Source organism: Microbacterium sp. NPDC089695, assembly GCF_044749085.1.
Taxonomy (GTDB): domain Bacteria; phylum Actinomycetota; class Actinomycetes; order Actinomycetales; family Microbacteriaceae; genus Microbacterium.
Map to the genome: position 1 here is coordinate 40,818 of NZ_JBIVHG010000003.1, position 19,879 is coordinate 60,696.

22 protein-coding genes and 1 pseudogene are annotated in these 19,879 nt (G+C 68.5%); 6 read left to right on the plus strand and 17 right to left on the minus strand.

Features of this window, described 5'->3' with window-relative positions:
* Nucleotides 1-23: 23 nt before the first annotated feature.
* Nucleotides 24-1,895: a prolyl oligopeptidase family serine peptidase gene (locus ACIPYT_RS14770; RefSeq protein WP_401075807.1), complete on the plus strand. Its 1,872-nt coding sequence runs from the start codon at nucleotides 24-26 to the stop codon at nucleotides 1,893-1,895.
* 21 nt (nucleotides 1,896-1,916) lie between these two features.
* Here ACIPYT_RS14770 and smpB read toward each other — a convergent pair whose 3' ends face one another.
* From smpB to ftsE, 3 genes are all read right to left on the minus strand, one after another.
* On the minus strand, nucleotides 1,917-2,393 hold the full coding sequence (smpB, locus tag ACIPYT_RS14775) for an SsrA-binding protein SmpB (protein ID WP_401075809.1): 477 nt from the start codon (nucleotides 2,391-2,393) through the stop codon (nucleotides 1,917-1,919).
* 80 nt (nucleotides 2,394-2,473) lie between these two features.
* Nucleotides 2,474-3,388: a permease-like cell division protein FtsX gene (gene ftsX, locus ACIPYT_RS14780; RefSeq protein ID WP_401075812.1), complete on the minus strand. Its 915-nt coding sequence runs from the start codon at nucleotides 3,386-3,388 to the stop codon at nucleotides 2,474-2,476.
* Nucleotides 3,385-4,443 carry a cell division ATP-binding protein FtsE gene (gene ftsE, locus ACIPYT_RS14785; protein WP_401075815.1) on the minus strand — a complete coding sequence of 353 codons (1,059 nt, stop codon included), beginning with the start codon at nucleotides 4,441-4,443 and terminating at the stop codon, nucleotides 3,385-3,387. The genes ftsX and ftsE overlap by 4 nt, the downstream gene beginning before the upstream one ends.
* Nucleotides 4,444-4,584: 141 nt before the next feature.
* Between ftsE and ACIPYT_RS14790 the strand changes: the two genes are divergently transcribed.
* A complete protein-coding gene (locus ACIPYT_RS14790) occupies nucleotides 4,585-6,048 on the plus strand; it encodes a DUF2510 domain-containing protein (RefSeq protein ID WP_401075818.1) in 1,464 nt (487 codons plus the stop codon).
* 20 nt (nucleotides 6,049-6,068) lie between these two features.
* A complete protein-coding gene (locus ACIPYT_RS14795) occupies nucleotides 6,069-7,265 on the plus strand; it encodes a septum formation family protein (RefSeq protein ID WP_401075821.1) in 1,197 nt (398 codons plus the stop codon).
* A gap of 58 nt (nucleotides 7,266-7,323) precedes the next feature.
* Here the strand turns inward: ACIPYT_RS14795 and prfB are convergent, their stop codons facing one another.
* Nucleotides 7,324-8,433 carry a peptide chain release factor 2 gene (gene prfB / locus ACIPYT_RS14800; RefSeq protein WP_401075824.1) on the minus strand — a complete coding sequence of 370 codons (1,110 nt, stop codon included), beginning with the start codon at nucleotides 8,431-8,433 and terminating at the stop codon, nucleotides 7,324-7,326.
* Between the two features lie 108 nt (nucleotides 8,434-8,541).
* Between prfB and ACIPYT_RS14805 the strand changes: the two genes are divergently transcribed.
* Nucleotides 8,542-9,789 carry an MFS transporter gene (locus ACIPYT_RS14805; protein WP_401076348.1) on the plus strand — a complete coding sequence of 416 codons (1,248 nt, stop codon included), beginning with the start codon at nucleotides 8,542-8,544 and terminating at the stop codon, nucleotides 9,787-9,789.
* The gene (locus ACIPYT_RS14810; protein WP_401075827.1) at nucleotides 9,786-10,337 is read left to right on the plus strand and encodes an NUDIX hydrolase; all 552 of its coding nucleotides are present in this window, start codon (nucleotides 9,786-9,788) and stop codon (nucleotides 10,335-10,337) included. Before ACIPYT_RS14805 ends, ACIPYT_RS14810 begins: the two co-directional genes overlap by 4 nt.
* 27 nt (nucleotides 10,338-10,364) lie before the next feature.
* On the opposite strand, the gene ACIPYT_RS14815 is transcribed toward ACIPYT_RS14810, so the two are convergent.
* From ACIPYT_RS14815 to ACIPYT_RS14860, 10 genes and pseudogenes are all read right to left on the minus strand, one after another.
* Nucleotides 10,365-10,787, minus strand: coding sequence for a hypothetical protein (locus tag ACIPYT_RS14815; RefSeq protein ID WP_401075830.1), 423 nt, complete (start codon nucleotides 10,785-10,787; stop codon nucleotides 10,365-10,367).
* On the minus strand, nucleotides 10,784-11,254 hold the full coding sequence (locus ACIPYT_RS14820) for a TadE family protein (protein WP_401075833.1): 471 nt from the start codon (nucleotides 11,252-11,254) through the stop codon (nucleotides 10,784-10,786). Before ACIPYT_RS14820 ends, ACIPYT_RS14815 begins: the two co-directional genes overlap by 4 nt.
* A complete protein-coding gene (locus ACIPYT_RS14825) occupies nucleotides 11,244-11,642 on the minus strand; it encodes a TadE/TadG family type IV pilus assembly protein (RefSeq protein WP_401075836.1) in 399 nt (132 codons plus the stop codon). The genes ACIPYT_RS14820 and ACIPYT_RS14825 overlap by 11 nt, the downstream gene beginning before the upstream one ends.
* A gap of 5 nt (nucleotides 11,643-11,647) precedes the next feature.
* Nucleotides 11,648-11,845 (minus strand): hypothetical protein, encoded by a 198-nt coding sequence (locus tag ACIPYT_RS14830; RefSeq protein WP_401075839.1) that lies wholly within the window; start codon nucleotides 11,843-11,845, stop codon nucleotides 11,648-11,650.
* Between the two features lie 89 nt (nucleotides 11,846-11,934).
* Nucleotides 11,935-13,557, minus strand: a complete 1,623-nt coding sequence (locus ACIPYT_RS14835) for a recombinase family protein (RefSeq protein WP_401075842.1) — start codon at nucleotides 13,555-13,557, stop codon at nucleotides 11,935-11,937.
* Nucleotides 13,558-13,675: 118 nt separating this feature from the next.
* Nucleotides 13,676-13,906 (minus strand): hypothetical protein, encoded by a 231-nt coding sequence (locus ACIPYT_RS14840; RefSeq protein ID WP_401075845.1) that lies wholly within the window; start codon nucleotides 13,904-13,906, stop codon nucleotides 13,676-13,678.
* Between the two features lie 150 nt (nucleotides 13,907-14,056).
* Nucleotides 14,057-14,287, minus strand: coding sequence for a DUF4314 domain-containing protein (locus tag ACIPYT_RS14845; RefSeq protein ID WP_401075848.1), 231 nt, complete (start codon nucleotides 14,285-14,287; stop codon nucleotides 14,057-14,059).
* Entirely contained in the window at nucleotides 14,284-14,562 is a 279-nt protein-coding gene (locus ACIPYT_RS14850) for a hypothetical protein (protein WP_401076365.1), read from the minus strand. The genes ACIPYT_RS14845 and ACIPYT_RS14850 overlap by 4 nt, the downstream gene beginning before the upstream one ends.
* Nucleotides 14,563-14,769: 207 nt before the next feature.
* A pseudogene (locus tag ACIPYT_RS14855) lies at nucleotides 14,770-15,141 on the minus strand (WhiB family transcriptional regulator); the annotation flags it as partial.
* A gap of 120 nt (nucleotides 15,142-15,261) precedes the next feature.
* A complete protein-coding gene (locus tag ACIPYT_RS14860) occupies nucleotides 15,262-15,489 on the minus strand; it encodes a helix-turn-helix transcriptional regulator (protein ID WP_401075851.1) in 228 nt (75 codons plus the stop codon).
* Between the two features lie 55 nt (nucleotides 15,490-15,544).
* Here ACIPYT_RS14860 and ACIPYT_RS14865 point away from each other — a divergent pair, with 55 nt between their 5' ends.
* Nucleotides 15,545-16,132 carry a hypothetical protein gene (locus tag ACIPYT_RS14865; RefSeq protein ID WP_401075854.1) on the plus strand — a complete coding sequence of 196 codons (588 nt, stop codon included), beginning with the start codon at nucleotides 15,545-15,547 and terminating at the stop codon, nucleotides 16,130-16,132.
* A 187-nt stretch (nucleotides 16,133-16,319) separates the two neighbouring features.
* Here the strand turns inward: ACIPYT_RS14865 and ACIPYT_RS14870 are convergent, their stop codons facing one another.
* The 3 genes from ACIPYT_RS14870 to ACIPYT_RS14880 form a co-directional block, all read right to left on the minus strand.
* Complete coding sequence (locus ACIPYT_RS14870; protein ID WP_401075857.1) at nucleotides 16,320-16,679, minus strand: hypothetical protein; 360 nt, start codon at nucleotides 16,677-16,679, stop codon at nucleotides 16,320-16,322.
* A gap of 597 nt (nucleotides 16,680-17,276) precedes the next feature.
* Nucleotides 17,277-19,316, minus strand: coding sequence for an AAA family ATPase (locus ACIPYT_RS14875; RefSeq protein ID WP_401075860.1), 2,040 nt, complete (start codon nucleotides 19,314-19,316; stop codon nucleotides 17,277-17,279).
* Nucleotides 19,316-19,465, minus strand: a complete 150-nt coding sequence (locus ACIPYT_RS14880) for a hypothetical protein (RefSeq protein WP_401075863.1) — start codon at nucleotides 19,463-19,465, stop codon at nucleotides 19,316-19,318. Before ACIPYT_RS14880 ends, ACIPYT_RS14875 begins: the two co-directional genes overlap by 1 nt.
* Nucleotides 19,466-19,879 lie beyond the last annotated feature (414 nt).

Below are 19,879 nucleotides of genomic sequence, written 5' to 3' on the forward strand. Positions count from 1 at the left end.
GCGTCCCGCCTAGGCTCGAGGGCATGACCGCACCGTACGGCACCTGGTCCTCGCCCTTCTCCCCCGCGGCGATCGCGACGGCGTCTCCGCGAATCGACGGCGCCCGCTTCGTGGGCGCGGACGTGTGGTGGGGCGAATCCGTGCCGGCAGAGGGCGGCCGCGTCACGGTGCGCAGTTCGACGGGCGAGATCGTCCTGCCCGCTCCGTGGAGCGCGAGGTCGCGCGTGCACGAGTACGGCGGTGGCGCATGGACCGCCGATCACGACGGCATCCTGTACTTCGTCGATGCGAAGGACCAGCGCATCCACCGGATGCCGCGCGGCGGCGCACCGGAGCCGCTCACCCCGCCCGGTCCCGCACACGGCGGGCTGCGCCTGCAGGGCGGTCGCCTCTTCGCCGTCCGCGAGGATCTGACGCGCGACCCGCACGTCCGGGGCATCGTCGAGATCCCGCTCGACGGCTCGGCCGCGCACGACGCGGATGCACTGACCGTGATCGCGGAGGGCGCAGGGTTCTACGCGCATCCCGCGCTCTCGCCCGACGGCTCACGGATCGCCTGGGTCGGGTGGACGGCGCCGCGGATGCCGTGGCAGGAGGCCTCGCTAGTGATCGCCGACATCGGCCGGGACACCCGGAGCGTTCCTCCGGCGCGCGCCGCCCTGCAGCCGGAATGGCTCGGCGACGACGAGCTCGTGTACGCCGACGACCCCTCCGGTCGATGGGCGCTGCAGCGCCTGCGCCTGGATGCCGCCGGCCGTCCGCTGCCCGTCGAGCCCGTCACGGCCGCCGCGATCGATGCCGACACGGGATACGGCCTGTGGGTGCTCGGCAACCGCTGGTTCCAGCCCCTCGCCGACGGTCGCATCGTGGCGGTGCGCACGAACGGACGCGACGATCTGGTCGTCGTCTCCCCCGACGGCAGCGCGAGGCCGCTCGTCGTGCCGGTCGACGGCCACGTGAGCGTGGACGACGTGTCCGGCACCCGCGTCCTGCTCTCGGGCAACAGCTCGACCAGCGCACCCGGCGTGTGGACGGTGGACGTGGACGCGGGCGCGGTGGAGCGCATCGCCGGCGGCGCGCCGGCCGACCCGAGCTGGATGCCGCCGTCGACCGCCCTGCTCGTCGACGGCTCGCACGGACCGGTGCACGCCTTCGCGTACGCCCCGCAGAACCCCGAGCAGGTCGCCCCCGAGGGCGAGTTGCCGCCGTACATCGTCTTCGTGCACGGCGGGCCGACCGCGCACGTGACAGGGGCGGCATCCGCGGCGATCGCGTTCTACACCAGTCGCGGGATCGGCGTGCTCGACGTGAACTACGGCGGTTCCTCCGGCTACGGACGCGACTACCGCGAGCGCCTGGACGGCCAGTGGGGCGTGGTCGACGTCGACGATGTGATCGCAGCCGCGCGGGGTCTGGCGGATGCCGGGCTCGCGGATCCCGCCAGGATCGCGATCCGCGGTGGATCAGCCGGCGGATGGACCGTCCTCTCGGCGCTCGTGCGCGGAGGCACGTTCGCCGCGGGCATCAGCCGCTACGGCGTCGCGGACCTCCGCATGCTCGCGGCGCACTCCCATGACTTCGAGGCCCACTACATAGAAGGCCTCGTCGGCCCGCTCCCCGACGCCGAGGACGTGTACGTCGAGCGCTCGCCCCTCACGCACGTCGATCGCATCGACGTGCCCGTGCTCCTGATGCAGGGCGGTGAGGACCGCGTCGTTCCGCCCGCGCAGGCGGAGGCGATCCGCGACGCCCTGCGCGAGCGCGGCGTCGACCACGAGTACGTGCTGTACCCGACGGAGGGCCACGGGTTCCGCGCTGCGGAGACGATCGTCGACGCTCTCGAGCGCGAGCTGGCGTTCCTCGGCCGGGTGTTCGGCTTCACCGCAGCGGACTGAGCGCGCTCCGCGCGCCGCGGGTCACTCGCCGACGCGGTTGCGGAGGCGCATCGCGCGCTCGGCCTCGCGCGTGTCCTGTCGCTCGCGCAGGGTCTGTCGCTTGTCGTACTCGCGCTTGCCCTTCGCGAGGGCGATCTCGACCTTCGCGCGACCGTCGGAGAAGTACAGCTTGAGCGGGATCAGCGTGTAGCCGCCGGCCGAGACGGCGTGCGCGAGCTTCGCGATCTCCTCCCGGTGCAGCAGCAGCTTGCGGATGCGCTTGGCCGAGTGGTTCGTCCAGTGCCCCTGCGAGTACTCCGGGATGTGCACGGCGTCGAGGAACACCTCGTTGCCCTTCACGAAGGCATAGCCGTCACTGAGGTTCGCTCGCCCCTGACGCAGCGACTTCACCTCGGTGCCGGTGAGCACCATCCCCGCTTCGTACGACTTCTCGATGTTGTAGTCGTGACGTGCGCGACGATTGGTCGCGACGACCTTCTCCCCGCGTTCCCTGGGCATGATTCACTCCTGATCCGTGCCGTGGTGGTGACCCCGGAGTCGGGCGCACGGCAGCCTGTCAGTCTATACCGACGACAGCGTCACGTGCGCAGCCAGCGGCGGATCGCGAAGCCGGCCGACAGCGCCGCGAGCACGATGCCGATGCCGATCAGCACGGGGACGACCAGCGCGGCATCCTGCATCGTCACCCACGTGGTGATGAAGGGCACCCGACCGCGCAGGTACCCGTTGACGCCGAAGTGCACGCCGGCGACGACGGCTGCGCTCGCGAGCACCGAGCCGAGGAAGGCGGCGAACACGCCTTCGAGCACGAACGGCGTCTGGATGAAGCGGTTGGAAGCGCCCACGAGACGCATGATGCCGATCTCCTTGCGACGCGCATAGGCCGAGAGGCGGATCGTCGTGCCGATCAGGAGGATCGCTGCGATCAGCATGAGCACGGCGATCCCCACGGCTATGTAGGTCGCCACGGTGAGCGCCGAGAACAACGGCTCGAGGTACTGCAGCTGGTCCTGCACCTGCTCGACTCCGGCGACGCCGTTGAACGCCTCTGCGATCACCTGCGACTGCCCGGGGTCCTTCATCGTGACGAAGAACACCTCGAAGGCCTGCTCCGGCGTGATCACGCTCGCCTGCTCCTCGCCCAGCTGCGCCACGAGCTTGGCGTAGGTGTCCTCCTTGGAGTCGAACGTCACCTCGCTGATGAGCGGCGCGAGCGCTTCGCCGTCGAGCTGCGCGCGCACGGCATCCACCTGGTCCTCGGTGGCTCCTCCGTCGACGCACGTCTGGGATTCGGAGATGGTCGAGCACATGTACACCGCGACCTGTGCGCGCTCGGTCCAGTAGCCGCGCATCGTGCCGATCTGCGACTGCATGAGGATCGCCGCGCCGACGAACGTGAGCGACACGAAGGTGACCAGCACGACGGAGATCACCATGGAGATGTTGCGTCGGAGGCCGCCGAGTGCCTCGGTGAGGATGAGTCCGATTCTCATGAGGTCGGGCCCACCTCCTCGGAGCCCTCGTCCGACAGGCCGAGGCGGTCGGCGACTCCCAGCTCGGCCACGTCGACCTGCGGCAGCACGATGGGATGCGTCCGCGGCGCACTCGGGGCCGTCTTCTCGTCGGGCAGGTCCTCGACCTGCGGCTCGATCGGGGCGGCTTGCGCCTCCGGGGTCTCGGATGCCGTCGGCACGGCGTCGGGCGCTGAAGCTGCGGCCTTGCGCTGCGCCGTCAACTCCTCCGCGAGGGCGGCGCGCACGACAGAGAGGTCAGCTGTCTGGCGCTGCACCTCCTGCACGGCCGTCAGCGCCGCGGCCGCGGCGGCGCCTCGCACCTCTTCGGGCACGAGACGCGGGATGTTCGAGGTGTCGCCGTATCCGCCGTGCACCTCGTCGCGCACCATCTCGCCGTCGCGGAGCTCGATCACGCGGCGCTGCATCTGGTCGACGAACGCGGCCTCGTGCGTGGCCATGAGCACGGTCGTGCCGCCCGCGTTGATGCGAGCGAGCAGCTGCATGATGTCGACCGAGGTCGCGGGGTCGAGGTTTCCGGTGGGCTCGTCGGCGAGCAGCACCTGGGGGCGGTTCACGAGGGCGCGGGCGATCGCCACGCGCTGCTGCTCACCGCCGGACAGTTCGTGGGGCATGCGCTTCTGCTTGCCGTCGAGGCCGACGAGAGCGAGCGCCTCGGGCACGGCCTGTTGGATGAATCCACGCGACGACCCGGTGACCTGCAGCGTGAACGCGACGTTCTGGTACACGGTCTTGGAGGGCAGCAGCCGGAAGTCCTGGAACACCGAGCCGATGTGGCGGCGGAAGTACGGCACCTTGCGGTTCGCCAGCGAGCGCAGATCGCGGCCGAGCACGGCGACGCGTCCCGATGTGGGGACGTCCTCGCGAAGGATGAGCCGCAGACACGACGACTTCCCCGACCCCGATGCGCCGACGAGGAAGACGAACTCTCCTCGTTGCACCTCGAAGTCGACGCCGGACAGAGCGGGCCTGGAGGTCCCGCGATAGCGTTTCGTGACGTTCTCGAACCGAATCATGGCGCTTCGAGCCTAAGCGCGCGGATTCGTCTGCCCGCGAGCGACACCCCGCTGGCCTCCTCCACGTCGGAGGGCACTGCTATACATGGAGATGCCGACGCATGCGGTCGGCGGATACCACGAACTTCCGAGGGGAACCCGATGACGACGCCCGCAGGCTGGTACGACGACGGATCCGGCCGACAGCGCTGGTGGGACGGCACCCAGTGGACCGAGCATTTCGCTCCGGTCGCAGAGCCCGCGGCATCCACCGGGGAGCCCACGCCGGCGGCGGTCGCCGAGACCGACGCGACTATCGGATCGGTCGCCGCGGTGGAGACGAGCCGATCGGAGGCTCCCGCCGGCGACAGCGCCACCACCCAGGCAGAACTCGCCTCGCAGACGGATGCCGTCGTCGAGCCCGCAGCACAGCCCGATGTCGCGGCGGAGCCCGATGTCGCAGCGGAGCCCGTCGTCGCAGCGGAACCCGTCGTCGCGGCTGAGCCCGTCGTCGCGGCGGAGCCCGATGTCGCAGCGGAACCCGTCGACGCGGCGGAGCCCGTCGCGCAGCCCGAGCCCGCCGCGCAGCCGGAGGCGACGCCGTCCTGGACATCGCCCGAGGCGCCCGCCTCCCCGTCGTGGGACGCGCAGCCGACCACGCCTTTCACCGCGCCCGGCACCACCGCCACAGGAGCGCCTGACGGTGCTCCGGTGCCACCGTACGCGAGTGCGGCTCCTGCGCCGACCCCGGGCTATCCGGGAGCCGCTGGCGCCGCGGCCTACCCTCCTGCCGCGGGCTATCCCGGCGCTGCCGGCGGCTATCAGCAGGGATCTCCCGGGTATCCGGCCGGCACCCCCGGCTACCCGATCGGCGGCTATCCCGCTGCCCCGTCGGCGCCGGCACGGGTCTCGGTGCTCGGTCTGGTCGGTCTCGGGCTCGCCGCGCTCGGCACCATCCTCGCCTTCGTTCCCGTCCTGAACATCGTCGGCTTCGTGCTGCTCGCCGCGGGATTCATCGTGTCTCTCATCTCGCTGTTCCTCAAGGGACGCAAGTGGCCGGGGATCACGGGTCTGATCCTGTCGGTCGTCGGCACGATCATCGCGGTCGTCGTCGCCTTCGTGTTCTTCGTCGCGACGGTCACCTCCGAGGTCGTGCGCGACCTCCCGACGGCACCGCCGTCGAGCGACAGCGACACGGGAACCGACGACGGAGGCTTCGGGACGCCGGAGGTCGTCGAGGGCGCCATGGGCGAGGCCGTGACCGTGACCCAGCTGTCGGGCTCCGGCGAGATCACCGTGAACTCGGCGACCTGGACGACGTCCGACGGTTCGAGCATCCCCGCGACCAACGGTGGATTCGTGGTCCTCGATGTGACCTGGACGGGCGTCGACGGCACCAGTTACGTCAACCCGATCTACTTCGAGATCGAGACGGCGGACGGCGTCGACGGCACGTACGACTTCTTCGCCGACGGCCAGATCGGCAGCGAGGAGCTGACGGCCGGTCAGTCCGTCACGGGCAAGGTCACGTTCGACGTCGCGCAGAGCCCCTCGTACACGGTCATCGTGACCGACGAACTGCTGCAGGAAGTCGCCCGCATCTCGGTCACCACGACCGCCGGTTGAGCACGAAGGACGACGGCAGTATGAGCATCCCGGCCGGTTGGTACGACGACGGCTCCGGACGACGGCGCTGGTGGGACGGATCCACCTGGACCCAGCACACCCTCGCGCCCGCACCGACACCGCAGAGCGCGGAGACGACGCCGAGCGCTTCGGCCGTCGATGACGGCACCGCACGAGACGCGGCCGAGTCCCCGACGGAGGTCATTCCCGAGAACGCCGCCGCGAACCCCCTCCCCCATGAGGTGACGACCACGCCGGACGCGGTGACCTCGGCGCAGGAGACGACGGCGAGCCCGTTCACTCCGCCGTGGGTGCACCCGGGCGGGACGCTCGCAGAACAGACGACGACCCCGATCGCCGACGCGACCGCCGCGGGCTACGTCTCGGCCGGCGTCGCGCCCTCGGCAGCCGGCGTCGCGCCGGGCGCCTCTCCCGGAGCGCAGCCGTTCGCCGCGGGAGCACCCGGCGCGTACTCGGGCGTCGCCTACCCCGGGTGGGGCGCACCCTCCGCACCGGCACCGCGCCGCGGCTTCCCGGTGCTGGGCGTCATCGCCCTCGGCCTCGCGGTGCTGGGAGCGGTGCTGGCGTGCATCCCGCTCATCGCCCTCGCGGGTTGGGTCGCGCTCGGCCTCGGGTTCGTGCTCGGCGTCGTCTCGCTGTTCCTTCGCGCGCCGCGCTGGCCCGGCATCGTCGGGATGGGCGTGAGCGTGCTGGGGTCCTTCCTCGCGGTGGCCGTCGCCCTCATCGCCTTCGGATCGATCGGCGGAACGAGCCCCGAAGCCGGCGGCACGCCCGTCACGACCCCGACGACCGCGCCCCCGTCGGAGGACGACTCATCGGACTTCCCCGACAACGCCGAGATGGTGGCCTGGGCCGACCTCGAGGTGGGCGACTGCCTGCCGTACATCGAGTGGGACGAAGACCTCTACGAGGTTCCGGTCGTCCCGTGCGACCAGCCGCACACCGACGAGATCTACCTGACCTTCGATGTCGAAGACGGCGACTTCCCGGGCGACGACGAGCTCACGCTCATCGCGGACGATCGATGCCTCGCCGAGTTCGACACCTTCGTCGGCTACGCCTACAGGGATTCCGAACTCGACTTCTACTACACGGTGCCGACGCAGGGCACGTGGCGCTGGGGCGACCGCGAGATCATCTGCATCGTCTACAGCTACGAGGACGTGACCGGAACGCTCGAGGGCGCCGGCCGCTGACACGCAAGCGCCGGTCGGCGGAGCCGAGGCTCCGTCGACCGGCGTCAGGCCCTGCGGGTCAGTCCTCGTCCTTGCGCTTGCGCCAGCGGATGCCCGCCGAGATGAACCCGTCGAGGTCGCCGTCGAACACGGCGGCCGGGTTGCCCGACTCGTGGCCCGTGCGGAGGTCCTTCACGAGCTGCTGACCGTAGAGGAAGTACGAGCGCATCTGGTCGCCCCAGCTCGCGGTGATGTTACCTGCGAGCTCCTTCTTCTTCGCCGCCTCCTCCTCCTTCTGCAGCAGCAGGAGGCGGGTCTGCAGCACGCGCATGGCCGCGGCGCGGTTCTGGATCTGCGACTTCTCGTTCTGCATCGAGACGACGATGCCGGTCGGGAGGTGCGTGATGCGCACGGCGGAGTCGGTCGTGTTGACCGACTGGCCGCCGGGGCCCGAGGAGCGGAACACGTCGACGCGGATGTCACCCTCGGGGATGTCGACCTCGGTGGCCTCCTCCATGAGCGGGATGACCTCGACGGCCGCGAACGACGTCTGGCGCTTGTCGGCGGAGCCGAACGGGCTGATGCGCGCGAGACGGTGCGTGCCGGCCTCGACCGACAGCGTGCCGAACGCGTAGGGCGCATCGATCTCGAAGGTCGTCGACTTGATGCCGGCGCCCTCCGCGTACGACGTGTCCATGACCTTGACGGGGAACTTGTGCTGCTCGGCGTAGCGCAGGTACATGCGCATCAGCATCTCGGCGAAGTCGGTGGCGTCGTCGCCACCCGCACCGGAGCGGATCGTGATGATGGCGGCACGCTCGTCGTACTCGCCGTCGAGCAGGGTCTGCACCTCGAGCTGGTTGATGACGTCGGTGAGCGCGGCGAGCTCGGCGCGCGCCTCGATCGCAGAGTCCTCGTCGCCCATCTCGTTGGCGAGATCGACGAGCACCTCGAGGTCGTCGAGGCGTCGGCCGATGCCCTCGACGCGAGCGAGCGCCGACTGGGCGTGGCTGAGGGCGCTGGTCACCTTCTGGGCACGCTCGGTGTCGTCCCAGAGGTCGGGGGCGCCGGCCTCTTCGCTGAGTCGGGCGATGTCGGAGCGGAGCGCATCGACATCGACGACCTCGCGGATGTCACCGTACGTGACGCGGAGGGCCTGGATGTCGGCGGAGAGATCGAGTTCGAGCATGGCCTCACCAGCCTAACGTGCCGCCTGCACGGGCGGGGACCGGCGACGAACCGGAGTAGCGTGAAGGGAGTGAGCAGTGCATCCACGGTCCTGAGGCGTTTCGGGCCGATGGTGTACCTGCCGACCGTGCTCTTCGCGCTCGGTGAGGGCGCGGTCATCCCGCTGATCCCGGTGATCGCCGCATCCATGGGGGCGGATGTCGCTTTCGCCGCGCTCGTCGCCTCCGCTCTCGTCGTCGGTCAACTGTGCGGCAATCTGCCGGCCGGGTGGGCGGTCTCGCGCATCGGCGAGCGGTTCACGATGGTGATCGCCGGAGTGATAGCGATCGGCGCAGGTGTGGGGATGGTGCTCGCACCGTCGCCGGGTGTGCTCGCGGCGGCCGTCTTCGTGCTCGGGTTCTGCGCTGCCGCGTTCGGGCTCGCCCGGCATGCCTTCATGACGACGCGGGTGCCGATCGCGTTCCGCGCCAGGGCGCTCTCGCTTCTCGGCGGCAGCTTCCGACTCGGCATCTTCATCGGGCCGTTCGTAGCGGCCGGTCTGCTGCAGCTGTTCGGCTCGGAGTCCGCCGCGATCTGGTTCTTCCTCGTCTGCCTCGTCGTCATGGTCGTGCTGGTGCTGTTCGGACCCGATCCCGAGAAGACGATCCCGCCGCCGACCCCGCTGCGCACCGCCGCGTTGTCGGATGATTCCGGCGAGGCGGTGAGCGGCTCGATCCCGACGTCTCCGCGCACCGGCGTCCTGCGCACCATGTGGCAACAGCGCACGGTGCTCGGTCGGCTCGGTCTCGCCGCCGCCTCGCTCTCCGCCGTGCGCTCGGCGCGCCAGGTCGTCCTCCCGCTGTGGGGACTCTCGCTCGGTCTCGACGCGTCGACCATCGCGCTCGTCGTCGGCATCTCGGGCGCGATCGACTTCGCTCTGTTCTACGCGAGCGGTCAGGTCATGGATCGCTTCGGCCGGCTGTGGGCGGCGATGCCCGCCATGCTGCTGATGGGCGCGGCGTTCGTCGCGATGTCGTTCACGCACGACGGGGATGCCGCGGTGCTGTGGTTCGGCATGTTCGCCGCCATGCTCGGCGTCGGCAACGGCCTGTCGAGCGGCATCCTGCTGACCCTCGGCGCCGACGTGGCGCCTCGGCGCGACCCCGCGGCGTTCCTCGGGTCGTGGCGGACGCTGACGGATGCCGGGGGCGCGATCGCCCCATTGCTCGTCTCGGCGATCACGGCCGTGGCGTCGCTGCCGATCGCCGCGGCCGTGATCGGCGTGATCGGTCTGGTGGGCGCGGGAGGGTTTCTGAGATGGATCCCCCGGTTCGTGCCGCGCACGAAGGCCACGCCGCCCACCGAGGAGGCGCCGTGAGCGCGCTCGGAGCAGACGTACGACGACTGGTCGACGCATTCCCGGCCATGACCGATCGCGATCGTGCCGTCCGCGCCGATTTCACCGCGTTCTTCGCCGACGACGACGGACCCGTCTCGCGCGACGACGGACCACGCCATGCGACGGCATCCGCCTTCGTGTTCGACCCGACGCTGACGCGCATCCTGCTGGTGTTCCACGGCAAGGGCCGCTTCTGGGTGCAGCCGGGCGGTCATCTCGAACCGGGAGACGAGTCGATCATGGCGGCCGCGCTGCGCGAGCTGGCCGAGGAGACGGGCGTCTCACCGACCGCGGTCGAGGACCGATACGCGTACGACCTCGACCATCACGCCCTCTCCTCCGCGTTCGGACGCTGCGCCTCGCACCTCGACATCGGCGTAGCGGTCATCGCGGTGGACGACGCCGCCCCGGTCGTGAGTGAGGAGTCGGAAGATGTGCGCTGGTGGCCGCTCGACGCCCTCCCGGCCGAGGTGCCGCCGCAGTTCCACCGGCGCGTAGCGCAGGTTCTCCAGCGCTTGCAGCGCTGACAGACCGGGCCGCTGCTCCGTCCGTCGTCACCGCAGTGCGGTGCGGCTCGTGGCCGTGGCCTCCAGGCGCACGCCGTCGGGCACGAACAGCGACACGAGCGGCGGATGCCAGTCGGTCGTCACCGTCACGCGGGCGGAGATCCCGTCGGGAGCCGATGCCGACACGAGCGTCGCCTCCCCCGGTCGTGCCCGCAGCAGGGCGTCCGCCTGCTCGCGCACGGCGGCATCCGTGAGTTCGGCATGCACGTCGTCGCCCTCGACCTGGACGACGAAGCCGTCTGCCCCGGCGAGCGCGGCGGAGTCGGCGAGCGCGTCGAGGCGCTTCTGCGCGATGTACAGATCGGTCGCACAGACGCACACCAGCACGAGCGCGATCGCGAGCACCGCGTAGCCGAGCGCCAGGAGGAGCACGCTCCCCTCGTCATCGGCCCGATCCGCCGCGGTGCTCACGATGCACCCCACAGCCGGGACACCTTCTGCACGGCGATCCCTTCGACGGCGACGGCGGCGGCGTCGTCGAGACCGAGCACGGCGGGGACGCCGGGCAGGTGCACGCGGGCTCGCACGACGACAGTGACGGTCGCCCCGGCGGACGGACACGGTGCCGCGACGGGAGCGCATGACATGTCCACGTCCAGCTCCGCCGGATCGATGCCGTACTCCGTCGCGACGCCGTCGAGCACCTGCTGCGCCCGCAGAGCACCCGCCTCCGCCTCGGGCGCGAGAGACAGCGTGCGCGCGAGGTGCCGTGCGGCGGCCTCCACGCCGAGCGCCTGCTCCTGGATCGTGCCGAGCGCCACGATCAGGTAGACGAGCGGCACGAGCAGGAGCACGCCCACCGCGATGAACTCCAGCGCGGCCGAGCCCGCCTCGTCGGAGGTCGACGGCTCCTCCGGGATCATGTGCTCACTCGACATCGAACGACTCTGCGGGAGCATGCGCCTCGACCTCGATCGCGGCCGGGATGCCGATCAGACCGATGATCGGCAACGATGTACGGATCCGCACCACGACCTCGTCCTGTCCGGCGTCCCGAGCGCGCTCGACCGTGATGTCGTCGGCATAGGACGCGCCGATCGCGCGGGTGATGACCTCGCCGGCACGCTCCGCACCCTCAGCCGGTGCGGTGTCGGCGAGCGCGGCGTAGTACGCGCCCTCCACGGCGGCGTCATGCACGACGTTCCGCACGTACACGATCAGCGCCAGCTGCAGCACGGCCAGTGTGAGCGCCGTGAGCATCGTGCCGATGAGCACGAACTCGACCGGGCTCGAACCCCGCTCGTCGCCCGTGAACCGCATCGACATCGCGGTCAGAGACCGGACACGCGCTGGATCGCCTGCTCGAACAGAGCACTCAGCGCCGGCCCGGCCACGGCCCAGATGAGCACGACGAGACCCGCCGTCATCAGCGTGACGAGCACCCATCCGGGCACATCTCCTGCATCGTCGTCGCGCAGGTCGCGCAGGTGCTGGGCGAGCTCGTGCCGCCAGTGTCGCAAGGTGTTCATGTCGTCCTCTCTGTGATGCGCTCAGCCGATGCCGAGTCGCAGGATGAACAAGCCCGGATAGATCGCGAAGAGCACCGACAGCGGCAGTATCAGGAAGACGAGTGGCAGGAGCGTGCCGCTTCCGTTGGCTTGCGCTCTGAGTCCTCGGCCGACAGGAACATTGACGGGTCGAGCACCCCATGAATGGTGATGGTCTGGGGCCGTCCCTGCACGATGTCCGACACGATCACCCGCACGTCGAGAAGCTCCACGACCTCACGTCGCATCGCCGCCGAGGCGTTCTCCAGACGACCACGGGCGCGCTCCGCGAGCGCCGCCACATCCGTGATCCGCTGGGCTTGTTCGCCCCGCACAGACCGCATAGCGGCGAGTCCCTCCAAGCGCTCCCGAACGTCCGCGAGCTCACCACGAAGCCGCTCGATCGTCTGCCGGTGCTCCTCGGGATCGTCAGCCATGAGGTACAGATCCTTCGCCCGCCCCATCGCCCGCTCCAAGGTCGCCTCCTGCTTGCGCAGGGCGGCGATCATCGGAGCTTCGTCGTTCAGGTCGGCGTCGTCGTCCAGCTCAAGCCACTGGCGGGCCAGGCGATCGAGTCGTTCCGGGTCGGCAAGCATCGCCGCAATCTCCGCCCACACCGGCTCATCGATCGCCGGTCCCTTGATCTGCGGGCAGGAACAGCGCGGCTGTTCCTTCGACCGATACCGCCGCCCCGAGCACACGTAATACGGGTTCGGGCGCGACTTCGTGGTCACACCGTCGTAGTGCTTGTCCATGTCGCACGGTCCGAACAGCCGACCGGTGAGCAGCTGCCGCTGCGGTGCCGAAGGCGTGACTGACCCCTTGCGGTTCACGGCGCGCTGGAGAGCCAACCACTCCTGCCGTGTAAACACCGGCTCCCCCAGCGGCACCTTCACGGTGTCGCCATACATCGGCGTCCCGTCGCGATTCAGCTTCGTGACCTTGCGCGCCGAACGATAGTTGCCGGTCATCGCGGAACCCCACTCAGTCTCCGCCGTCCACAGGGAAGGGTTCGTCGCGGTCTGACGGACCGTCTGGTATTGCCACTGCGCTGCATGGCGTGGGTGCATCCCCATGAGGTTGAGGCGCTCGGCTACCTCAGCAGTCGACAGCCGCTCCCTGATGAACAGGCGATGCATCGCGCGGAGCACCTCGCGTTCGCGCCCATCCGGCACCGGGCGGGCGTCCCGCTTGAGCCCTTCGAGCTTCCACCCGAACGGTGGCTTCGATCCCGCCCATCCCCCCGCACGGCCCTTGGCGCGCTGACCTGCGGCGGTGCGCGCCACGATCGTGTCCCGCTCCATTTCCGCGAATCCGGCCATGACCGTGCGCATCATCTTGCCCTGCGGGGTACTCATGTCGATCTGCTCTTTGACCAGGACGAGGTCCACGCCCATTTCGGCGAAGCGATCGGTCTCGCGGATCGCGTCTGCCGCCTTGCGGGCGAATCGGTCCAGCTTGGACACCACGATCGCGTCGATCTTCCCGTCGCGGGCATCCTGGAGCATCTGCCGCCACTGCGGGCGGTTCGCATTCGTACCCGACAGGCCCTCGTCCACATAAACGCCGACCAGTTCCCAACCTCGGATCTTGATCGCCGCTTCGCAGATCTCGCGTTGCTCCGGCAGTGAGGTGTTGTCGACCTGGAGGTCGGTGCTGACTCGGGCATAGTACGCCGCTCGCTTGGCAGTCATCAGAACCTCCGGCCTTCGGTGCATGCCTTACATTCGGCATTGCCAGGAGCGAACGCCGACGGGGCTTTGGCGCGGCCACACGTGCCGCAGACTCTTGGGTCGAACACGGTCACTTCACTCATGCTCGGAGCCCTTTAAGGTCGGTCGCGTCCTGAGTAATCGCTACGGCTCGGGCAAGTGGGATCTCGTCGTCCAGGGTGAGTTCCGGGTCGTGCAGTTCCGCCGCCTGGGACAGGTGCATCCGAAGCTCACGGAAGTTCGTGACGGTCAGGGCGGGGTCGATCGGCCCTTGGGAGACCATGACCGCGACGATGAACTCGTCGAGGGTGAGGTGTTCAGGCATCGCCATGGCGAGCCTCCTTTCGGCTGTTGCGGATCCTCGCGGCTTCACAGTCCTTGCATTTCGAGCGGAGCCACGGCCGGTCCGCCCTGACCCGAGCGAACGCGCTGGCGGGTAGGTCTCGGTCGCATTTGCGACAGGTCTTGGTCTCGACGGCGATCACTGCGCACCTCCACTCATCGGGGCGTGCTCCCCGTTCCATCGCAGGTGCAGCGGTCGCCACACGTCGACGCCGGGGACGAGCCCGAGGACGTGGCCGTCCGGATCCCAGGCGACATGCACCGTCCCGAGGTCGTCCACGGAGGTCACCACTCCGGTGTCGCCCGCGCGGAGGCGGGTGTACTCGTCAGTGGTGCTGACAAACGTGATGTGGTCGCCCGGCTGGGTCACTTCACGGCCTCCTTCGTGTTGGTCGCCGCTTTCGCGATGAGGCGCTCTGCGGCTCGGCGGAGCTTCGCCTGGAGGGCAGCACTGGGGAGTGACTTTGCCGCCGATGTGATCGCGGCCGGGGTGACCTTGCCGCCGTCCTGGATCGTATTGAAGAGTTCGGCGACGAGGCGGGACACGTGTTTGGCGTCGTGGCCGGGGCGGTAGAGCGCACGTCGCCCGATAGCCTCTCCGCATCCGCAGTTGCATCCGGTCGAGACCTCTGTGGCAGTGGCCATGGTGCTCATGGTGGGGTTTCCAATCTGCTCTCTGATCTGGGCTTTCCTTGCCTCACTTCCCATCAAAATGTACGCATATGCGTCCGCACAATCCCTCTGCGCAGCCTCGGCCTTCCGAGCCGTACGGAGAGCCCGCCGCCGCTCCTTCGCGCGATGCCGCGCCTCCGCAGTTGGCCTGTATGGCCGACGACTCTGCGCGCGCTCAACCTCGGGCGCGTAGCCGCCCCACACTCCGGCGGGCTCATCGGCCGCAACCGCGTAGGCACGGCATTGGAACACGAGCGGGCAGTCCCAGCGGCGGTCTGCTGCACGTTGCTGGTCGGCCAAGTCGTCAGACGTCCACGCCGCCCCATCCGGACCTACGCACGGGATCGCCTGCCCCGCATCGATAGCCGCGCCCACCTGCTCAATCAGCCGGGCATGCAGCTCCCCGGCCTCCGGCGGGGCCTCCGTCGAACTCGCGGATACCGGGACGGGCCGGAGCGGAGTCGAGCCCGTCGGACTCGCAGGAGCGCCAGCCGGAAGCAGGACGGACACCCCGGCTGAAAACCGTGATGCCGTGAATTGCGCTGATTTCATCACCTCATGCCCCCTCCGCGTCGCACTAGGCCCCAGCCAAACAGGCGGGGGCCTGCAGCAGCGTGAGTCAGACGACGCGTCGCCCAGGCGCGTATCTCGGCGACCGTGCCAGCGGGGGCGTCAGAGGACAGCCAGAAGGTCGCTAATGCTGATCTCGAACGCTTGGGAGACCCGGAACCAGGAATCCAGACGCCCTCGCGTCGATCCATGCTCCATAGAGATGAGGGTCCGGCGACTGACGCCAGAACGCTCCGCGAGCTCATCGAAGGACCAGCCGCGCTCGTCGCGAAGCCTTGCCAGAGCCAGCCGAAGCGCCTCGAAGTCGGGGTCGCGGGTCGGATAGCTCACACGACGAGTCCAACGCGGCGCGGTATACATCCGCAGTGTCGAAACCTGCACTATCGTGCAGAAATCTGCACTGCGATTGGAGTACAAGGTGGAGGCCTTCGAGCAATTTGTCGCGTTGGCGATGGAGACCGAGGGGCTTGTCGTTTCGGGCGCGCTTAAGTTCGACGTGCGGCGGCGTACCCGGAAGCTGCAATACGAGGAGTGGCAGACACACGGGTACGAGGTCGACTTGGTCGGCGCACGTGCTGACCGACTGGTCCTTGCCACCGTGAAGTCGTTCTTCGGCTCGCGCGGAGTTGTGTCGGATCACGTCATGGGCCTCTCGGGAAACACGAGCTGGTATGCGCTCCTCAACGAGTCTGAGATCCGGGCCGCCGTGCTTGCTCAAGCGGCGAAACGCTTCGGGTATGACTACGAGCACGTCGAGATGCGACTTTACGTTGGTCGATTTGCAGGCGGCGGCCACGAAGCTCGCATTCGGGAATGGGCCGGTAGCCAAGTGATGGGCGGATATCCGCTCCGCGTTGTCGGCGCTGCGGAAGTCGTGCAGAAAGTGAGAGCCATGGCCGGTCGCACGCAGTACCGTGACCATCCAGTCCTCGCTAGCTTGAAGGTGCTGGATTCGGTCGGCATGCTGATCTGACGAGCCACCCGACAGTGCCTCGGGACCGCGAGGCGGCGACACCGCCAGCAGACTGATACTGGCTAGCAACGCCTGCGCCGAGCGCGCCCCTTCATATGTTGCGATCTTCATACGCCGCGATTGGATGCCTCGCCCGCGGAATCGCGTTGGGGCTGGACGGATCGATGCGCCCCACCCCGACGCGCGGTCATCTACGCCCTTTGCGGCGTGCGCGGGCGTCCGCACGCTCCTCACGAACGTTCTGCGCAACCCACTCTTCGATGTAGTCGCGACCCCGGAGCGACCCGACCCCCTGCGTCACGATGTCGGCGACGAAGTTCTCGAGTTCTCGAATCGCGGGCGGGGCCGGAATCGCGTGCATGCCGTAGCCGAGCTTGCTCGCTGCGACGACGACGAGGGTTTTCGCCTCTACTGGGTCTCCGACGAGTTTGACGAACGCCGACCACCAGTCACCATTCAACTCCCAGCTGCGGACGAGTTGCAGCACATTGCGCTGGCGGTAAGGGATCGCGAATACGGGGTCGAGCGCGACCAGGTCTTCTCGCATGGTTTGCCTCCTCAGGCTGGGTTGAACTGTTTGGTTGAGACCCGGCGGCTGTCGCGGACGTCCGGGCGGGACGCTCACAGCCGCCGGGGGTTCTAGTTAGTCGGCGGTTTCGAGCCGGGACGGTCGTCCGTGCTCGGGTTCACGGGCACGCTCGGCCTCGGACGGCGACGGATGCCACGCACGGCGCGCCCGCCGGAAGTGAGTTCGGCAAAGTCCAGAACGCTCAGAGGGACGGGCGCACCCGTCAACCCAGCACTCTTTGGCGACCATCGCCACGGGACCCCAGGACTCAACTTCCGCGACGTGAGGCGCGAGCCAGCCGGGGATTTGCGATTCGTTGCTGTTCATGAGAGCGCCTCCATCGCGCGCGCGAAAGGTTGGGAAGAGATGAGAAGGTTGTCGTTCTTGGCTTGTGCTGCTGGGTGCGCCGGGCTGGGGTACCCCGGGGTTTCCCCGCTCCCCCGCCCCTCTAAAGGGGGCGGGGGAACTGGCCGGGGGAACCGGTGGGGGAACTCGGGGAAACCGTGTCGTGACGCGGCTCGCCGGCTTGGGGAAACTCGGGGAAACCGGGTGCGGGGAAACTCGGGGAAACCGGCATCAGAACGCCTCCTCCCCGATACCTGCGAGGGGTGCCGTCGTCGCCGCGCTAGGGTGCCCTGCCGGGAACCAGAGCGAAGCGTTGTTCGGCCCCTTCTTCCACCCGATGCGGCCAGCGGCTCGCATCGCTCGGAGGGCGTCGTTCTCGGTTCCCTTCTGGAAGCTGTTGCCCCGCTCCTTGAGCCCCACCGTGATCGCACCGGAGTTGATACCGGGCTTCGCGGCCACAAGCCGGAGGATCTCGGGTTCGAGGTCGCTTCGTTTCTGCGCCTGCTTGACCTCGCGTCGCGAACCTTCGCCGGTCAGGCTCAACCGATAGGTGGTCGGGTCGAATGCCAGCTGCATCTCCTCCACGTCCACGTCGCGGCCCTTCGCCTCGATATAGGTCGACCGGTCGCCCTTCTCCCGGTCGCCGGGCTTGAGCCAGATGATCGAGTCGGGGTGGTCCTCAGTGGCGGATGCGCCGCGTGAGCGGTCGGCGTTCCAGCCCGCGTGGACGTTCAACACCACATCAGTCGCGCCGACCTCCGAGCGTGCGAAGGTGTCGAGGTCGGACAAGAACCGCTGCATCTGCGTGTTGTCGTTGGCGTTGTCGCCGTAGAAGGCCTGTGACAGCGGGTCCACGAACAGGAACTCGACTTCGCGGCCACGCAGGTATTCCGCGAGGTCGGCGCGATCCTGCGGGTGCAGCAGCGGGTTCCGGCGACCGCGAAGCGTCACGATGTCGAACCTGTCAGGATCAACCCCAACGAGGTTGGCCCAGTGAGCGACTTGCTTCGCTGCCACCTCGAAGTTGAGCAGCGCGATACGCCCCTCGACAGGCTCGACCGGGAACCGCCCGAGGAAGTCACGACCCGTGAGTAGCGAGTCCGCGAGGTTCAGGTTGAACGTGGTCTTGCCGGTCTTGCGTGCCGCCACCACTGTGGTGAACCCCTCGGAGAGCACCAAACCATCCACACGGAACCGAGTGGTGTCAGGACGTGCGAGGATCTCCGCGAGCGACCCCGCGTCGAACGGCTCAGCCGGTTCGAGTTCCGCCAGCGCCCGGTTGAACTGCGCCTTGGCCTCGTGTTCGATCAGCTTCGCCTCTACCCGCTCCGCGATCCGCTGCTCGCGTTCGTCCGCCGGGATCGGCTTGGACTGCTCGCTGCCCCAGATGGAGTCCATGACGGTCTCGATGTCCTCGTAGCTCGAATCGACCATGGCGGCGGCAAGCCGGACGTGCAGCACGTAGAGATCCCGCTTGTCGTGGTACCGGTGCGCGTAGTGTCCCGCGACCTTTGTCAGCCAGTCGTTGGTCTGCCCGCTCCCCCGCTCCGGTGGATTCGAGAGGAGCTCGACGATGCTGGGACCACCAAGACGCACCCCACCCACCGGGAGGTCGTGGGAAGGCGCAGGAGAGGCCTTACCCGGGAGATTTGCGCCGTACGCCGACCAGATCACGCGCACGTCGTCATCGGTCAGTGCGTGCTCCGGCACAGTGTCGTCGGCGACGGTGTACGACTTGCCGGTTTCCGGGTGAGTGGAGGGCGGGAGGACGATGTAGGAGCCCGCCCCGGCGCGGATATCCACCCCGGCCCCAAAGACGTGGGTCCCCGACCTGATCCGCTGTGCGATGCCACCTCCGACGAGGTACACCACGTGGACGTTGCCATTGCCTCGGCCGCTGAGGTGCTCACGTGTCACCGGGAACACGTCGCGCCGTTCACCTCCGTGGTGGATGTCGAAGTCGAACACCACGCGCCCGAGGGTCGCACCGCCGATGTTGGCATTCGGTCGACCCGCGAACATCCGGCGGATCTTCTCTGGGTCCCGGCTGGCGTCGTGCGCTCCGTGGCCGAGCTTGCCGCACTGGCCGGTGCACTCGGCCCTCTCCTTTGAACCCTTCGGGTGTGGGCTCGCAATCGCGGGCATCTTCTCGTTGGGGCGGAGCGGGAAGACCGCCCATCCTCGCTCCGCCCATTCGAGTGCCGTGGTGACAACATCGGGCTCATCAGGGCCTCCAAGCAGCTGTACGGCTTCCGGATCGAGCCTGACCATCAGACGCCTGCCATTCGGGTGATGAGTACCACCAAGCCGATGTCGAAGGCGAACGCGGCCCCCAGAACGGTGAGCCACACTGCGGTGTCGGCGTCCGGCCTGCCTGGAAGGTAGCGGCGCAGGTTGCGGGGCAGATGGATGGTACTCATGCCGCCTGCACCCCCTCGGGTGCGTCGGCGACGGGGGCGAACAGCAGCTGGCAAAGCCTGCTGACCGATTCGGGCGGAAACTCTAGAGCTTCCCAATGTGTTGTTGGTGATGTAACCACCGTGACCTCCAGGATCACGGGCCCTGCAAACAGCAAACGCCCGTGGTTCGATCACTCACCGCATCTCTTGACACGCGGTGAGCAACCCGATCCACGGGCGTGGGTAGCGACTGCCGGAACTCCGGCTCCGAGAGGCATGGTGTCTTCTTGCCAGCCCCAAGGAAGCTTATGTAGTTGTCGCTCAGCGCCTTTCGGTGCCGAACGTCAGGAACCTTACCGGTACCGACCCCAGCCTCATAAGTATTGAAAACGAGGCTTGTGAAGATTCATAAGCAGCTTTATTTGATGTACACAG

What these genes read in the sequence shown, in the direction of transcription:
- ACIPYT_RS14770 (WP_401075807.1), top strand. Translation starts at nt 24, where the DNA reads ATGACCGCACCGTACGGCACCTGGTCCTCGCCCTTCTCCCCCGCGGCG.
- smpB (WP_401075809.1), bottom strand. Translation starts at nt 2,393, where the DNA reads ATGCCCAGGGAACGCGGGGAGAAGGTCGTCGCGACCAATCGTCGCGCA.
- ftsX (WP_401075812.1), bottom strand. Translation starts at nt 3,388, where the DNA reads ATGAGAATCGGACTCATCCTCACCGAGGCACTCGGCGGCCTCCGACGC.
- ftsE (WP_401075815.1), bottom strand. Translation starts at nt 4,443, where the DNA reads ATGATTCGGTTCGAGAACGTCACGAAACGCTATCGCGGGACCTCCAGG.
- ACIPYT_RS14790 (WP_401075818.1), top strand. Translation starts at nt 4,585, where the DNA reads ATGACGACGCCCGCAGGCTGGTACGACGACGGATCCGGCCGACAGCGC.
- ACIPYT_RS14795 (WP_401075821.1), top strand. Translation starts at nt 6,069, where the DNA reads ATGAGCATCCCGGCCGGTTGGTACGACGACGGCTCCGGACGACGGCGC.
- prfB (WP_401075824.1), bottom strand. Translation starts at nt 8,433, where the DNA reads ATGCTCGAACTCGATCTCTCCGCCGACATCCAGGCCCTCCGCGTCACG.
- ACIPYT_RS14805 (WP_401076348.1), top strand. Translation starts at nt 8,542, where the DNA reads ATGGTGTACCTGCCGACCGTGCTCTTCGCGCTCGGTGAGGGCGCGGTC.
- ACIPYT_RS14820 (WP_401075833.1), bottom strand. Translation starts at nt 11,254, where the DNA reads ATGTCGAGTGAGCACATGATCCCGGAGGAGCCGTCGACCTCCGACGAG.
- ACIPYT_RS14825 (WP_401075836.1), bottom strand. Translation starts at nt 11,642, where the DNA reads ATGTCGATGCGGTTCACGGGCGACGAGCGGGGTTCGAGCCCGGTCGAG.
- ACIPYT_RS14830 (WP_401075839.1), bottom strand. Translation starts at nt 11,845, where the DNA reads ATGAACACCTTGCGACACTGGCGGCACGAGCTCGCCCAGCACCTGCGC.
- ACIPYT_RS14835 (WP_401075842.1), bottom strand. Translation starts at nt 13,557, where the DNA reads ATGACTGCCAAGCGAGCGGCGTACTATGCCCGAGTCAGCACCGACCTC.
- ACIPYT_RS14840 (WP_401075845.1), bottom strand. Translation starts at nt 13,906, where the DNA reads ATGGCGATGCCTGAACACCTCACCCTCGACGAGTTCATCGTCGCGGTC.
- ACIPYT_RS14850 (WP_401076365.1), bottom strand. Translation starts at nt 14,562, where the DNA reads ATGGCCACTGCCACAGAGGTCTCGACCGGATGCAACTGCGGATGCGGA.
- ACIPYT_RS14870 (WP_401075857.1), bottom strand. Translation starts at nt 16,679, where the DNA reads ATGCGAGAAGACCTGGTCGCGCTCGACCCCGTATTCGCGATCCCTTAC.
- ACIPYT_RS14875 (WP_401075860.1), bottom strand. Translation starts at nt 19,316, where the DNA reads ATGGTCAGGCTCGATCCGGAAGCCGTACAGCTGCTTGGAGGCCCTGAT.
- ACIPYT_RS14880 (WP_401075863.1), bottom strand. Translation starts at nt 19,465, where the DNA reads ATGAGTACCATCCATCTGCCCCGCAACCTGCGCCGCTACCTTCCAGGC.